The organism is Micromonospora sp. NPDC049274 (assembly GCF_040678875.1).
Classification (GTDB): Bacteria; Actinomycetota; Actinomycetes; order Mycobacteriales; family Micromonosporaceae; genus Micromonospora.
The window spans coordinates 27,579-40,313 of sequence record NZ_JBFAQS010000008.1 but is presented as its reverse complement, the minus strand read 5'-3'; the positions used below and the strand labels follow the sequence as shown (position 1 = coordinate 40,313).

Here is a 12,735-nt window from a genome sequence, read left to right as displayed (position 1 = left end):
AGCAAGTGGTGATCGATTCGCAGGGGGCGACCGTTCCGGCGCTGCCCCGGGCGGGGACAGCGTCAGTGGTATCAGCTGCGGGTTGGGGAAGGTGCATGAACGACGAGCACGAGCGGGAGTTCCGCGACTTCGTCGCCGCGAGGTCTCCGGCGTTGCTGAGAACGGCGTACCTGCTTACCGGCGACGTGCACCACGCGCAGGACCTCCTGCAGACGGCGTTGCTGGCCAGCGCCCGCCGCTGGTCGCGGATCCGCCGCCGGGACGAGCCGGAGAGGTACGTGCGCCGGGCGATGTACCGGCACCAGGTCAACTGGTGGCGAGCCCGGGCTCGGCGGCCGGAGGTGCTGGCCGCCGAGCCGCCCGACCGCGATGCCCGCGCCGACCATTCCGCTGCGACGGTCCAGCGGCACGCGCTGATGGACCTGCTCCGGCGACTGCCGTCGCGGCAGCGGGCGGTGGTGGTGCTGCGGTACTACGAGGACCGGTCCGAGGCGGAGGTCGCGGAACTGTTGGGCATCTCGCTGGGCACGGTTCGCAGTCAGGCGTCCAGGGCCCTGCGCAAACTCCGGGCCTACCAGGCCGAATCGTACGAGTCTCCGGGCTACGTGAGGGCGGGACGATGACCTTCGAAGACGAACTGCGTACGGAGCTGCGCCATGCGCCGATGCCTACCGAGCTGGTGCCGCCGGTCGGGCTCGCCGACACGGTGCTGCGGGGCGCGCGTCGCCGGCAACGCCGCACCGCTGGTCTGTTGGCGGGTGTCGTCGCCCTCGTCGCCCTGGCGCTGGTCGCCCCGGCCGTCCTGCCGCCCGACACCGGCCCGGGCACGCCGGCGCTGCAGGTCGCGGCGGGCGCGTTCCCACAGCCCGGTGGCGGCCCGCGGGCGGTCCACGCGTACGTGACCACCGACTTGAACCGGGCGACGTTCACCACGCTCCTGCTCGATCCGACCACCGGCGAGTACCGCGAGGTGCCGTACCGGGCCCTGCTCGCGCCGGACCGGAGCAGGGTGGCGGTGGATGACAACGGGCGTACCGGGCTCGTCGACCGGGCCGCGCTGCTGCGGGACGGCACGTCTGCCATCCAGTGGCTCGATCTGCCCGTCGGCAACGGTCTCGCGTGGTCCCCGGACGGCACGGCGCTGCTTGTCACGTCGATCGAGAAGGGGGACGCGACGGTGTCGTTCACCGCTCACCGGTACGACGTGCGCACCGGGAAGGTCACCGCCACCCCGGTGCCCGTCGACCTCCTTGGTAGTGCCGTGGGCTGGGCGCCCGATTCGGTCGGCTACCTCGCGCTGCTGCGTGGGTCGGAGACCGGCGACACGGTGCGGCCGGGTGCGCTGCAGGAGATCCGCCCGGACGGCGCACTGGGGCGCCGGCTCGCCGTTGACGGCGGGGGCTGGGTCGGCGGTGCCGAGTCCTACTCGCCGTCCCGCCGGTATCTGCTCGCCGACGTGTCCGAGCTGCAGTCGGACCGGCCGCTGCCCTCCCGGGTGGTGGACGTCGCCAACGGCCGGGTGGTCCGCCTCCTGCCGGTCGGCGCGAAACCCCTCGGCTGGTACGACGACCGGACCGTGGCGCTGCTCGTCGACCCCCCCGGCGGGCGGCCGGTGCTGCGCCTGACCGATGTCGCCAGTGGTGCGACGCGTCGGGAGGTGCCGCTGGCCGGCGTACCGGGCCTGATCGGGGTCTGTATCGCGTCCTCGAGCGGCCTGCCCGAGGACGCCGTGGCGCTGGGGTTCTGACCGGCGTTGGTTGCGGGGGCCGGCGCCACGACCGGGGCTGTGGCCCACGGCACAACATGAGTAGCATTCGGAAACATGGACGCGCCTCCGGTCGTTCCCGGCTCGTCGACCGGGACCGTCGATCACTCTGCGACCGGGCCGCTCCCTCGCCGGGTGCACGCCGGGTACGCGCTCGGTTCCCTGGCCACCGGGGCGTTCGGCACCGTGCCCGGCCTGCTGCTGCTGCCGTACCTCACCGACACGTTGGGCGTGGCCGCCGGGCTGGCCGCCCTGCTGGTGCTACTGCCCAAGGCATGGGACGTGCTGGTCAACCCGGTCGCCGGGCGGATCTCCGACCGCACCCGGTCGCGCTGGGGCGCCCGCCGTCCGTACCTGCTCGTCGCCGGTCTCGCGCTCGCCGTGCTCTTCGCGGCCATCTTCGCCGCGCCGTTCGGCAACGGGCCGGCCGCCGCGGCGTACGTGGCGCTCGCCTTCCTCGCCACGGCCACCGCGTTCGCCTTCTTCCAGGTGCCGTACGTGGCGATGCCCGCCGAGATGACCGACGACTACGCCGAGCGCACCCGGCTGATGACCTGGCGGATCGCCGTGCTGGCGCTGACCATCCTGGTCTCCGGCGCGATCGCCCCGCTGGTCGTGACGGCCGGCGGCGACGGCGTGCCGGGTCACCGCTGGATGGGTCTGTTCGTGGCGGCGCTCATCGCCATCGGTGCCGTCGGCGCGTTCCTCGGCACCCGGTTCGCCCCCGGTGGCGTGGTCGGCGCCAGCGAGCCGACACTGCGCGCCCAGCTCGCCGTGGCCGCCGCCAACCGGCCGTTCCGGGCGCTGCTGGTCTGCTTCGTGGTGCAGTCCGCGGGGGTGGCGACCATCCTCGCCGGGGTCAACTACTTCGCCGGGCAGATCCTGCGCGACGAGCAGGGCGGGCCGACCCTGCTGTTCGCCTGCTTCGTCGGGCCGGCGCTGCTGGTGATGCCGCTCTGGTCCCGCGTCGGCGCGCGGGTGGGCAAGCGGTCCGCCCTGGTCGCCGCCGGGTTGATCCTCGCCGTCGGGGCGCTCGCCCTGGCCGCCGCCCCGGTGCTGCCCCCGATCGTCGTCTACCTGGTGGTCGCGGTCCTCGGCGTCGGGTACGCCGGGCAGCAGGTGTTCGCGCTGGCCATGCTTCCGGACTGCATCGCGTACGACACGGCGCGTACCGGCCGGCGGCAGGCGGGCGTCTTCACCGGCCTGTGGACCGCCGGCGAGACCCTCGGCCTGGCCCTCGGCCCGGGCGTGTACGGGCTGGTGCTCCAGCTCGCCGGCTACGTCTCCTCCGACACCGGAACCGCCGCCACGCAGTCCGACACGGCGCGACTGGGCGTACTCCTCGGCTTCACGATCATCCCGGCCCTGCTGCTGGGCCCCCCGATCCTGCTCCTGCGCCGCTACACCCTGACCCCCGCCGTCCTGGCCTCCGCGCAGGGCCAGCACCTCACGGCGGTGGGCCGCATCGAGAAGGGCACCAGAACTCCATGATCGACGAGAACACGGTCGGGGCGGGGGCGCTGTCCCGCGACGGGGTGGCCGCCGATGTCGCGCTGGCGGAGGTCCGGCGGCTGCGCGCGGGCGACCGGCCCACCCACGGGGGACGCCTCTTCGCGTACGTGTACGACCCGGCGGTGCCGGGGCTCGACGACCTCGCCGCCGCCGCGCACCGGGAGAGCGCCCACGTCAACGGGCTCGACCCGACCGCGTTCCCGTCCCTGCTGGCCATGGAGAACGCGCTCGTCGGCGCGGCCGGCCGGGTGCTCGGCGGTGGGCCGGGCACCACCGCGCCCGACGTGGTCGGCAGCGTCACCAGCGGCGGCACCGAGTCGCTGATCCTCGCCGTCAAGGCGGCCCGGGACGCCCACCCGGAGATCGCCGCACCCCGGATCGTGGTGCCGTCGAGCGCGCACGCCGCGTTCGCCAAGGCGGCGCACTACCTGCGGGTGGCGCTGGACGTGGTGCCGGTCTCGGTGGAGACGCTGCGCCCCGATCCGGCCGCGCTGGCCGCCGCCATCCGCCCGGAGACGGTGCTTGTCGCCTGCTCCGCGCCCTCGTACGCGCACGGGGTGGTGGACCCGGTCGCCGAAATCGCCGCAGCGGCCGCCGACGCCGGGGTGCGCTGTCACGTCGACGCCTGCTTCGGCGGCTGGACCCTGCCGTACCTGCGTCGCCTCGGCGAGCCGGTGCCGGCGTTCGACTTCTCGGTCCCCGGGGTCACCTCCATCTCGGTCGACCTGCACAAGTACGCGTACGCGCCGAAGGGCGTGTCGGTGCTGCTGCACCGCGACGCCGCGCTCCGCGCGCCGCAGTACTTCGCGTACGCGGACTGGCCCGGCTACACGATGATCAATCCGGTGATCGCGTCCACCCGATCGGGCGGGCCGATCGCCGCCGCGTACGCCACCCTGCGGCACCTCGGCGACGCCGGCTACCTGCGGCTGGCCGCCGTCACCCGAGACGCGGTGGCCGGCCTGGCCGACGCGGTCCGCGCCGTCGACGGGCTGCGGCTGCTGGCCGAACCGGAGTCCACAGTGGTGTGCTTCACCGCCACCGAGGGCGGCCCCGACCTGTTCGTCCTGGTCGACGAGCTGACCGCGCGCGGCTGGCACACCCAACCCCAACTGTCGTACGCCGGTCTGCCGGCCAGCGTGCACCTCACGGTGACCGCCTCGGTCGCGCCCCGGGTGGCCGAGTTCGGTCCGGACCTGACCGACGCGGTGGCGGCGGCCCACGCGGCCGGCCCGGTGCGGCTGCCTGCCGAATTGGCGGCCCTGGTCGGCGCCCTCAGCCCCGAGGCGCTGACGCCGGACCTGGTCGTCGGCCTGGCCGCCGGGCTGGGCCTCGGCGACGGCGGCCCAGATGACGGCGACGGCGACGGACCCGCCGGAGGGCCGCTGCCGGAGCGGATGGCGCTTGTCAACACGCTGCTCGACGCCGCCCCGCCGGCGCTGCGCGAACGGCTGCTTGTCGAGTTCGTCGGCCTGCTGCAACGGCCCGCCTGGGGTTCGGACGACTGACCGCCGCATGCCGACACGGCCGCGCTCAGGTGAGCGCGGCCGTGTCCCGTCCCGGCAGAGCCGGATCAACGGTAGGTGATCACCACGGTGTTGTCCGGGTCGTAGACCTCCTGCACGAAGTCGAAGTTCGCGTTCATCGGACGGGCGTCCACGTCGGCCTTGCCCGTGCCGGCCGTGGCACCCGCGGCGACCCGGAAGCCCAGCGTGAGCCGGACCTCCTTGCCCGCCGCGAGCTGGTTCAGGTCGCAGGTCAGCGGCTCCCGGGTCTGCTCCGGGTCGTTGCGGCAGGCCGCCCAGCCGTCACCGTCCGGGCGGACCGCTGCCGGCAGGCCGAGCCGCAGCGCCACGTAGGCGGCGGGTCCCTTGCCCCCGTTGCGGATACGCACGGTGATCGTGCCGGTCCGGGAGCCGTCCGGCGCGTCGGCAAGCACGAGGTTCGTCGCGGTGACGACGAGGTTGACGTCGTGCGGGTTCGGCCCGAAGCTCGTCGGCCCGGAGACCTGCGCGAAGGACTCGCCCTTGAAGCGGTAGCCCCGCCACTGTCGCTGTGACCATTCACCGGGCCAGCCACCACCGGGCGCGATGTCGCCGACCTCTACCCGCACGGTGCCGTCGTCCACCACGTCGAGGGCGAACAACCACTGCGGCTTGTCGATGGTGGTCGCGACCACCCGGCCCAGCGTGACGATCTTGCCCTGCTGGTCGCGGTCGAAGGCGACCACCTGCATGGGACCGCCGCTGCCGAGCACGCACTGCACAAGCGCCACCGCCTCCTGGGCGCCGTCGCCGTCGACGTCCCCCTGGTCGAACGCCAGCAGCCAGTTGGCACCCTCGCGGTCGTCGCCGCTGAGCCGGATGCCCGACGTGGGGCATCCCCGTCCGGCTCGCCACGCGGGCAGGGTCACCGCCGCGCCGAGCAGTTGCGCCCGGCTGATCGTCCCCGCCGGCGGGGTGGCGGTCGGGCTGCCGCTGGTGGCAGACGGGCTGGGGGTCGGGCTCGCCGTGCCGCTCGGGGTGGGCGACGCGGAGATGGTCGGCGTGGGGTCGACCGGGCCCGGCTCGCGATCCGGGCCACTCATCGCCGCGTACCCGACGGCGGCCCCGCCGAACAGCGCGAGCACCGTCGCGGTGGTGGTGGCCAACCGGCGACGGCCGCGTCCCCGTGCCGTCCGCCTGACGGCGGCGGGCCCGGGCACCTCGACCTCCTCCAGCACGGTACGGCGGTAGTGGGCGAACTCTTCGGCGAGGCCGGGGATCTCCTGCTCAGACATCTCGCACCCCCTCGGTGGTGTCGCGTAGGTGCGTCGCGAGGGCCGCCCGGCCCCGGTGCAGCCAGGACTTGACGGTCCCCTCGGCGACCCGTTCCTGGGCGGCGATCTCCGCGACCGTCAGGTCGGCGAGGTAGTGCAGCACGACGGCCCGTCGCTGCTTCGGCGGCAGCTTGGCCAGCGCGGTGTCGAGCGCGACCCGGTCGGGGCTCGGCTCGGCGACGTGCGTCTCCCGCTGCCGCAGCAGCCATGCCTGCGCGGTCCGCAGCCGCCGCCAGCGGTTGTGGCCGAGGTTCCAGGCGACCCGGCGCACCCAGGCCAGGGGATCGTCGTACCGGGCGAGCCGGCCCCAGTGGGCGTACGCCCGGCAGAACGCCTCCTGAACCAGGTCCTGCGCCTGCCCCCGATCACCGGTGTATGCCGTGAGCTGCACCACCAGCGACCGGAAGTGGGCGTGGTAGAAGTCGTCGAAGACCAGTTCGGCAGTCGCGGAGGCGGGGCTTCCCGGCGGGTCAGGGGGTGGTCCGCCCACCCGTACTTCTCTCGTCACAAGCACTCGTCCTCCCCGTGGTGGCCGCAGGCGGCGTGTTCGCCAGCACCGGTCACACACTCGGCTACGCCCGCCGGTTGCGGTCGAAACCGGTCGGGTCGCCTGTCCGGTCCGTGACAACCGACTGTGATTCACTGTGCGGTGAGGAGAGGGGACGTCCGTGCAGCTACCGGCAGTGCTCGGTGAGCCGATCCGGTTCGTGCTGAACTGGGGGCGCCGCTACTCGCTCTGGGTCTTCAACTTCGGGCTGGCCTGCTGCGCGATCGAGTTCATCGCCACCAGCATGGGTCGACACGACTTCATCCGGCTGGGCGTGATCCCGTTCGCGCACGGTCCCCGACAGGCCGACCTCATGGTCGTCTCCGGCACCGTGACCGACAAGATGGCCCCGGCCATCAAGCGGCTCTACGACCAGATGCCCGAGCCGAAGTACGTCATCTCGTTCGGCGCGTGCTCCAACTGCGGCGGCCCCTACTGGGACTCGTACTCGGTGACCAAGGGCGTCGACCAGCTCATCCCCGTCGACGTGTACGTGCCCGGCTGCCCGCCGCGCCCGGAGGCGCTGCTGCACGGCATCCTGCGCCTCCAGGAGAAGATCGCCGCCGAGCAGTCCGGCATCGGGGGTGTGCCCCAGCGGGACGTGCTGGCCGCGCCGCTGGACGCCCCGCCCCGCGAGGCCGCCGCGCCACGTTCGGTCGACTCGCTCACGGCCCCGCCGGTGCGCCCACCCGCCGGCGCTTGACATCGTGCTGGCCGGGCCCGGCTAGCCTGCGCACTATGAGCAATTCCGTGGACCAGCGGTCCGCCCACATCATCGACGTGCTCACCGAGGAGTTCGGCGCGTCGATGGCGATCGACCCGGCCGCCTTCCGCCGTAAGTTCCGCAAGATGGCCGCGTCGCCGTTCGCCTTCTACCGGGGCAGCGCCGCGTTGTTCTATGCCGACCAGCGCGGCGACTTCGCCGACGACAGCTTCCTCGACGAGCGGACCGGCCGGGTGTGGATCCACGGCGACCTGCACGCGGAGAACTTCGGCACCTACATGAACGCCTCCGGGCAGTTGGTGTTCAACGTCAACGACTTCGACGAGGCGTACGTCGGACCGTTCACCTGGGACCTGCGCCGGTTCGCGGCAAGCGTCGCGTTGCTGGGCTACAGCAAGGCGCTCTCCGACACGTCGATCGGTGAGCTGGTGGCCGGCTTCGCCCGCTCCTACCTGACCGAGCTGCGGGCGATCGCCGCCGGCGGGGACGACGCGATCGGCTCGATCACCCTGGAGAACGCCGACGGCGTACTGCGCCGGGTGCTCCAGCAGGCCCGCCTCAACACGCGGGTCGACCTGCTCGCCGAGCAGACCACAGTCGACAACTACGAGCGGCGGTTCTCCATCGGCGACGGGGTCTTCGAGGTCGACGGGGAGACCCGCGACAGGGTTGTCGCCGCCTTCGAGGAGTACCTGGGCACGCTGCCCGCCGCCTCGGCCCGGCTGCGCCCGGTGGCGACGCGGATCAAGGACGTGGTGCTGCGCAAGGGCGTGGGCATCGGCTCGGCCGGCCTGCCGTCGTACAACCTGCTGCTGGAGGGGCACACGCAGGCGCTGGAGAACGACGTCGTGATCTACATGAAGCAGGCGCAGGTCCCGGCGGTGGCCCGCTACTCGACCGACGACTCGGTACGCGGCTACTTCCAGCACCAGGGTCACCGGACCGCCGAGTCGCAGCGGGCGTTGCAGGCGCACGCCGACCCGTGGCTGGGCTTCACCGAGCTGGACGGCGCCGGACAACTCGTCGCCGAGGTCTCCCCGTACGCGGCCGACCTGGACTGGTCCGACGTCAACGAGCCGGACGAGCTGACCGGGGTGCTGGCCGACCTGGGCCGGGCGGTGGCCCGGATGCACTCGGTCGCCGACGACGAGTCCAGCCACGACCTGGTGGACTACTCCACCGAGGAGGCGATCGTCGCCGCCGTGGACACCGACGCGTCGGGCTTCGTCACCCACCTGGTGGACTTCGCGCACGCGTACGGGGTGCGCGCCCGCCAGGACCACCAGCTCTTCGTGGACCTGTTCCGCAACGGCCGGCTACCCGGCATCTGACGTCGGCGGACCGCCGGTCAGGAGGCGAACTCCAGCACCACCTTGATGTCGTCCGGGCCGGCGGTGTACGCGTCGGCGTACCTGTTCACCGGCACACGACGGGTGATCAGCGACTCCAACCAGACCTGGTCGGCGCGGGTGAGCGCCTGCGCGGCCATGGTCCAGTGCCGCCGGTTGGCGTTCACCGAGCCGAAGACCACGTTGTTCTCCAGCACCAGCGCCCGGTTGAGCGCCCCGGCGTCGAAGTCGATGCTCCGGCCGCCGCTGGACACCCCGGCCAGGCAGACGATGCCGTTCGGCGCCGCCTTGCACATGACGTCGAGGACGACAGAGGGCGCGCCGGTGCACTCGATCACCACGTCCGGCTCGAAGGGCAGGTCGTTGACCGGCACCGCGTGATAGGTGGCACCGAGCCCCGCGACCAGTTCCGGCTTGGGCCCGTCGGTGGCCCGGTCCAGCACGTGGACGGCGAGCCCGCGCTGGGTGCCGAGCAGCGCGGCCAGCAGCCCGATCGGCCCGGCGCCTGTCACCAGGACGGTGTGCGGCTGCCACTCGGCCCGGTGGCCGATCCGCTCGATGTGGTCCCACGCCTTGGCCACCACGCTCGTCGGCTCCAACAGCACGCCGACCTGGGCCAGCGCCGGGTCGAGTTTGACCGCGAACTGGGGCTCGATCCGCCAGCGGTCCCGCGCGAACCCGGGCAGCGCCTTGATCCCGTGCTCGGTGTACAGACCGTTGCGGCACATGTCCCACTCGCCGACCGCGCAGTTGGGGCAGGGCACCGGGTCGGGATGCCTGACGATGCCGGCCACCAGGTCGCCGGGTTGCACGGTGCCGGTGGGGTCCTCCAGCACCCGGCCCAGCGACTCGTGGCCGATGACCAGGCGGTCCGCACCGGGTGGCGCCTCGCCGTACGCACCGGAGATGATCTCGTGATCGGTGCCGCAGATCCCCACGGCCAGTGCCTCGACCAGAACCGCGCCCTCCTGGGGCGCCGGCTCCGGCTGATCCTCGGCGAGGCTCAGCGAGTTGGCGACCCCAGGTTTCACAGTGACAGCGCGCACGCCCTCATCCTTCCCCCTCGGCGGGCCGACCGCGCGGTAAAGCGGGCAGATCACCGGGGGTCGGTCGTGGACCGCGGGCCGGGTCGGCGCGGGGCGGACGCCCTAGGATCAGCGGCATGACTGGAGAAGAGGTCGGCGCTCGGCTGGTCGCGCTGCTCGCGCCGGTCGAGGCGACCCCGTCGGTCTCCGGCGGGCAGCGGTTCGCTCGGGCCACCGTCGACGTACCCCCGACGAGCTGGTCGGCCGCCGTCCGCGCCGCCCGCGACGACAGCGAGCTGGCCTGCGACTTCTTCGACTGGCTCTCGGCTGTCGACGAGTTGGCCGAGGGCTTCGACGTGGTGGCGCACCTCTGGTCGACGCGACTGCGCCACGGCGTGCTGCTGCGCACCCGGGTCCCCCGCGACGCGCCCTCGGTGGCCTCGGTGGTCGACATCTACCCGGGTGCCGCCTGGCACGAGCGGGAGACCCACGAGATGTTCGGCATCGACTTCGACGGCCACGGGGAGCTGCGACCGCTGCTGCTGCCCCCGGAGTTCGAGGGCCACCCGCTGCGCAAGGAGTTCGTGCTCGCATCGAGGGTGGCGAAGCCCTGGCCGGGCGCGAAGGAGCCGGGCGAGTCGGAGGCCGGCGGTGGCCGTCGACCGATCCGCCCGCCGGGCGTGCCCGCTCCGGGCGAGTGGGGAACGACGCCGACCCCGGCCGGCGCGGGCGGCGTGGGGGAGGGGCCACGCGGCGGCACCCCGGCCCGACCAGCCGTCGAGCGACAGGCGCGGCCGGCCCCAGGGGCCCGTCCGACGCGTACTCCCCGGGCCGCCGGCGCGGCCGACGGCCCGCCGCCGGCCGACGAGTCCGCGCCCGGCGCAGGCCCGGCCGCATCCCGTGGCGAGCCCGTCGCGGACCCGCCGGCAGGCGATGACCGGCCCGACCACGACGGGGGTACGGCCTGATGCCGCTCTGGGTGGAGCTGGTGCTCCGGGTGGGCGGCGTGGTCGTCGCGTTCCTCACCCTGCCGCTGCTCGTCGGCCAGGCCGAGCACAAGGTGATGGCGCACATGCAGGGACGCCTCGGCCCGATGTACGCGGGTGGCTTCCACGGTTGGGCGCAGCTCGTGGCGGACGGCGTCAAGTTCGTGCAGAAGGAGGACATCACCCCGCGCGAGGCGGACCGGGCGGTGTTCCGGCTGGCGCCCGCGGTGGCGCTGGTGCCCTATCTGCTGGTGCTGCTGGTCATCCCGCTCGGCCCGAACGACCTGGTCGGGCAACCGTTGGACATCGGCCTGTTCTTCGTGCTGGCCGTGGTCGGCATCGGGGTGGTGGCGGTGCTCATGTCGGCGTGGGCGTCGGCCAACAAGTACAGCCTGCTCGGCGGGCTGCGCGGGGCCGCCCAGCTACTCGGCTACGAGCTGCCGCTGGTGCTGGCCGCCGCCTCGGTGGCGATGGCGGCGGGCACGCTCAGCCTGTCCGGCATCGTGCAGGCGTGGCAGCCGTGGTGGCTGCTCTGGCAGGCCCCCGCGATGATCATCTTCTTCATCGCCGGGCTGGCCGAGATCCGCCGGCCGCCCTTCGACATGCCGGTGGCCGACTCGGAGTTGGTCTTCGGTTACATGACCGAGTACACGGGGCTGCGGTTCGCGTTCTTCCTGCTCGCCGAGTACGTCGGCATCGTGGTGATCGCCGCGCTGACCACTGTGCTGTTCCTCGGCGGCTGGCAGGGCCCGTTCGCCGACGACCAGCTCGGCTGGCTCTGGACGCTGCTCAAGATCTTCGCGGTGGCCTTCGTGATCATCTGGCTGCGGGTTTCCTACCCCCGGCTGCGCGAGGACCAGCTCCAACGCCTCTGCTGGCTGGTCCTGGTGCCCGCGTCCCTGGCACAACTGGTCCTCACGGCAGCCGTCCGCGTAGCCCTGTAGAAGCCCCGGTCAGCGCAGTGGGGTGTGGGCCGGGTCGACCGGCTCGACCGGCGGTGGGGGTGGGGTGCCGTCGCCGAACGGGCGACCACCCAGGGCCTCCCGACCGTGCGGGGTGACCCAGTTGGACAGGTCGGGGCCGAGCGGCACGATCCCGGTCGGGTTGATGTCGCGGTGCACCTCGTAGTAGTGCCGCTTGATGTGGTCGAAGTCGATGGTGTCGCCGAACCCGGGGGTCTGGAACAGGTCCCGGGCGTACGCCCACAGCACCGGCATCTCGCTCAGCTTCTGCCTGTTGCACTTGAAGTGGCCGTGGTAGACCGGGTCGAAGCGGACCAGCGTGGTGAACAGCCGCACGTCGGCCTCGGTGATGGTGTCGCCGACCAGGTACCGCTGGTCGGTCAGCCGCTCGGTCAACCAGTCCAGCCTGTCGAACAGGCGGTGGTACGCCTTGTCGTACGCCTCCTGGCTGCCCGCGAACCCGCACCGGTAGACGCCGTTGTTGACGTCGCGGAACACCACGTCGTTGACCTCGTCGATCTGCTGCCGCAGGTGCTCGGGGTAGAGCTGGGGGGCGCCCTCGCGGTGGTACGCGGTCCACTGGGTGGACAGGTCCAGGCTCATCTGCGCGTAGTCGTTCGTCACCACCTGCCCGGTGGGCACGTCGACGATCGCCGGCACGGTGATGCCGCGCTCGTAGCCGGGGAAGCGCTTGAAGTACGCCTCCTGGATGCGCTCGATGCCGAGCACCGGGTCCCGGCCACCCGGGTCGAGGTCGAAGGTCCAGCTCCGCGCGTCGTGGGTCGGGCCGGCGACAGCCATCGAGATGGCGTCCTCCAGGCCGAGCAGCCGCCGCACGATGATCAGGCGGTTGGCCCACGGGCAGGCCCGGCTGACCGCCAGCCGGTACCGACCCGGCTCCACCGGGTAGCCGTCCCGCCCGTCCGCCGTGATCCGGGTGGCGATGTACCGCTGGTCGCGGGTGAACTCGCCACCCGGCTCGACGTACTTGCCGCCTGTTTCCTCGCCCACGTCACCCTCCCGGTCCGGTTCAGTGTCTCTACCCCA

12 protein-coding genes are annotated in these 12,735 nt (G+C 72.9%); 8 read left to right on the top strand and 4 right to left on the bottom strand.

Going from position 1 to position 12,735, the window contains the following annotated elements; all coding sequences use genetic code 11:
* The first annotated feature begins 95 nt into the window (after positions 1 to 95).
* From AB0K10_RS16885 to AB0K10_RS16870, 4 genes are all read left to right on the top strand, one after another.
* Positions 96 to 623: a SigE family RNA polymerase sigma factor gene (locus AB0K10_RS16885; RefSeq protein WP_363684339.1), complete on the top strand. Its 528-nt coding sequence runs from the start codon at positions 96 to 98 to the stop codon at positions 621 to 623.
* On the top strand, positions 620 to 1,747 hold the full coding sequence (locus AB0K10_RS16880) for a hypothetical protein (protein ID WP_363684337.1): 1,128 nt from the start codon (positions 620 to 622) through the stop codon (positions 1,745 to 1,747). The genes AB0K10_RS16885 and AB0K10_RS16880 overlap by 4 nt, the downstream gene beginning before the upstream one ends.
* A 75-nt stretch (positions 1,748 to 1,822) precedes the next feature.
* Positions 1,823 to 3,256, top strand: coding sequence for an MFS transporter (locus AB0K10_RS16875; protein ID WP_363684335.1), 1,434 nt, complete (start codon positions 1,823 to 1,825; stop codon positions 3,254 to 3,256).
* Positions 3,253 to 4,785, top strand: coding sequence for an aminotransferase class V-fold PLP-dependent enzyme (locus AB0K10_RS16870; protein ID WP_363684333.1), 1,533 nt, complete (start codon positions 3,253 to 3,255; stop codon positions 4,783 to 4,785). The genes AB0K10_RS16875 and AB0K10_RS16870 overlap by 4 nt, the downstream gene beginning before the upstream one ends.
* 65 nt (positions 4,786 to 4,850) lie before the next feature.
* On the opposite strand, the gene AB0K10_RS16865 is transcribed toward AB0K10_RS16870, so the two are convergent.
* Positions 4,851 to 6,056 (bottom strand): hypothetical protein, encoded by a 1,206-nt coding sequence (locus AB0K10_RS16865; protein WP_363684331.1) that lies wholly within the window; start codon positions 6,054 to 6,056, stop codon positions 4,851 to 4,853.
* Positions 6,049 to 6,585, bottom strand: coding sequence for a SigE family RNA polymerase sigma factor (locus AB0K10_RS16860; protein ID WP_363684329.1), 537 nt, complete (start codon positions 6,583 to 6,585; stop codon positions 6,049 to 6,051). Before AB0K10_RS16860 ends, AB0K10_RS16865 begins: the two co-directional genes overlap by 8 nt.
* Before the next feature lie 178 nt (positions 6,586 to 6,763).
* On the opposite strand from AB0K10_RS16860, the gene AB0K10_RS16855 reads away from it, so the two are divergent.
* Together AB0K10_RS16855 and AB0K10_RS16850 are read left to right on the top strand one after the other, a co-directional pair.
* Entirely contained in the window at positions 6,764 to 7,345 is a 582-nt protein-coding gene (locus tag AB0K10_RS16855) for an NADH-quinone oxidoreductase subunit B family protein (protein ID WP_363684327.1), read from the top strand.
* 35 nt (positions 7,346 to 7,380) lie between these two features.
* On the top strand, positions 7,381 to 8,697 hold the full coding sequence (locus tag AB0K10_RS16850) for a DUF2252 domain-containing protein (RefSeq protein ID WP_363684325.1): 1,317 nt from the start codon (positions 7,381 to 7,383) through the stop codon (positions 8,695 to 8,697).
* A 17-nt stretch (positions 8,698 to 8,714) separates the two neighbouring features.
* On the opposite strand, the gene AB0K10_RS16845 is transcribed toward AB0K10_RS16850, so the two are convergent.
* A complete protein-coding gene (locus AB0K10_RS16845) occupies positions 8,715 to 9,761 on the bottom strand; it encodes a glucose 1-dehydrogenase (RefSeq protein WP_363684323.1) in 1,047 nt (348 codons plus the stop codon).
* A gap of 116 nt (positions 9,762 to 9,877) precedes the next feature.
* On the opposite strand from AB0K10_RS16845, the gene AB0K10_RS16840 reads away from it, so the two are divergent.
* The gene (locus tag AB0K10_RS16840; RefSeq protein WP_363684321.1) at positions 9,878 to 10,708 is read left to right on the top strand and encodes an NADH-quinone oxidoreductase subunit C; all 831 of its coding nucleotides are present in this window, start codon (positions 9,878 to 9,880) and stop codon (positions 10,706 to 10,708) included.
* Complete coding sequence (locus AB0K10_RS16835; protein WP_363684319.1) at positions 10,708 to 11,670, top strand: complex I subunit 1 family protein; 963 nt, start codon at positions 10,708 to 10,710, stop codon at positions 11,668 to 11,670. Before AB0K10_RS16840 ends, AB0K10_RS16835 begins: the two co-directional genes overlap by 1 nt.
* Positions 11,671 to 11,679: 9 nt before the next feature.
* On the opposite strand, the gene AB0K10_RS16830 is transcribed toward AB0K10_RS16835, so the two are convergent.
* Positions 11,680 to 12,699 (bottom strand): glutathione S-transferase C-terminal domain-containing protein, encoded by a 1,020-nt coding sequence (locus AB0K10_RS16830; protein ID WP_363684317.1) that lies wholly within the window; start codon positions 12,697 to 12,699, stop codon positions 11,680 to 11,682.
* Between the last annotated feature and the right edge of the window lie 36 nt (positions 12,700 to 12,735).

Excerpts from the sequence above, each read along its gene's own strand:
- AB0K10_RS16885 (WP_363684339.1), top strand. The coding sequence starts at position 96 with ATGAACGACGAGCACGAGCGGGAGTTCCGCGACTTCGTCGCCGCGAGG.
- AB0K10_RS16880 (WP_363684337.1), top strand. The coding sequence starts at position 620 with ATGACCTTCGAAGACGAACTGCGTACGGAGCTGCGCCATGCGCCGATG.
- AB0K10_RS16875 (WP_363684335.1), top strand. The coding sequence starts at position 1,823 with ATGGACGCGCCTCCGGTCGTTCCCGGCTCGTCGACCGGGACCGTCGAT.
- AB0K10_RS16870 (WP_363684333.1), top strand. The coding sequence starts at position 3,253 with ATGATCGACGAGAACACGGTCGGGGCGGGGGCGCTGTCCCGCGACGGG.
- AB0K10_RS16865 (WP_363684331.1), bottom strand. The coding sequence starts at position 6,056 with ATGTCTGAGCAGGAGATCCCCGGCCTCGCCGAAGAGTTCGCCCACTAC.
- AB0K10_RS16850 (WP_363684325.1), top strand. The coding sequence starts at position 7,381 with ATGAGCAATTCCGTGGACCAGCGGTCCGCCCACATCATCGACGTGCTC.
- AB0K10_RS16840 (WP_363684321.1), top strand. The coding sequence starts at position 9,878 with ATGACTGGAGAAGAGGTCGGCGCTCGGCTGGTCGCGCTGCTCGCGCCG.
- AB0K10_RS16835 (WP_363684319.1), top strand. The coding sequence starts at position 10,708 with ATGCCGCTCTGGGTGGAGCTGGTGCTCCGGGTGGGCGGCGTGGTCGTC.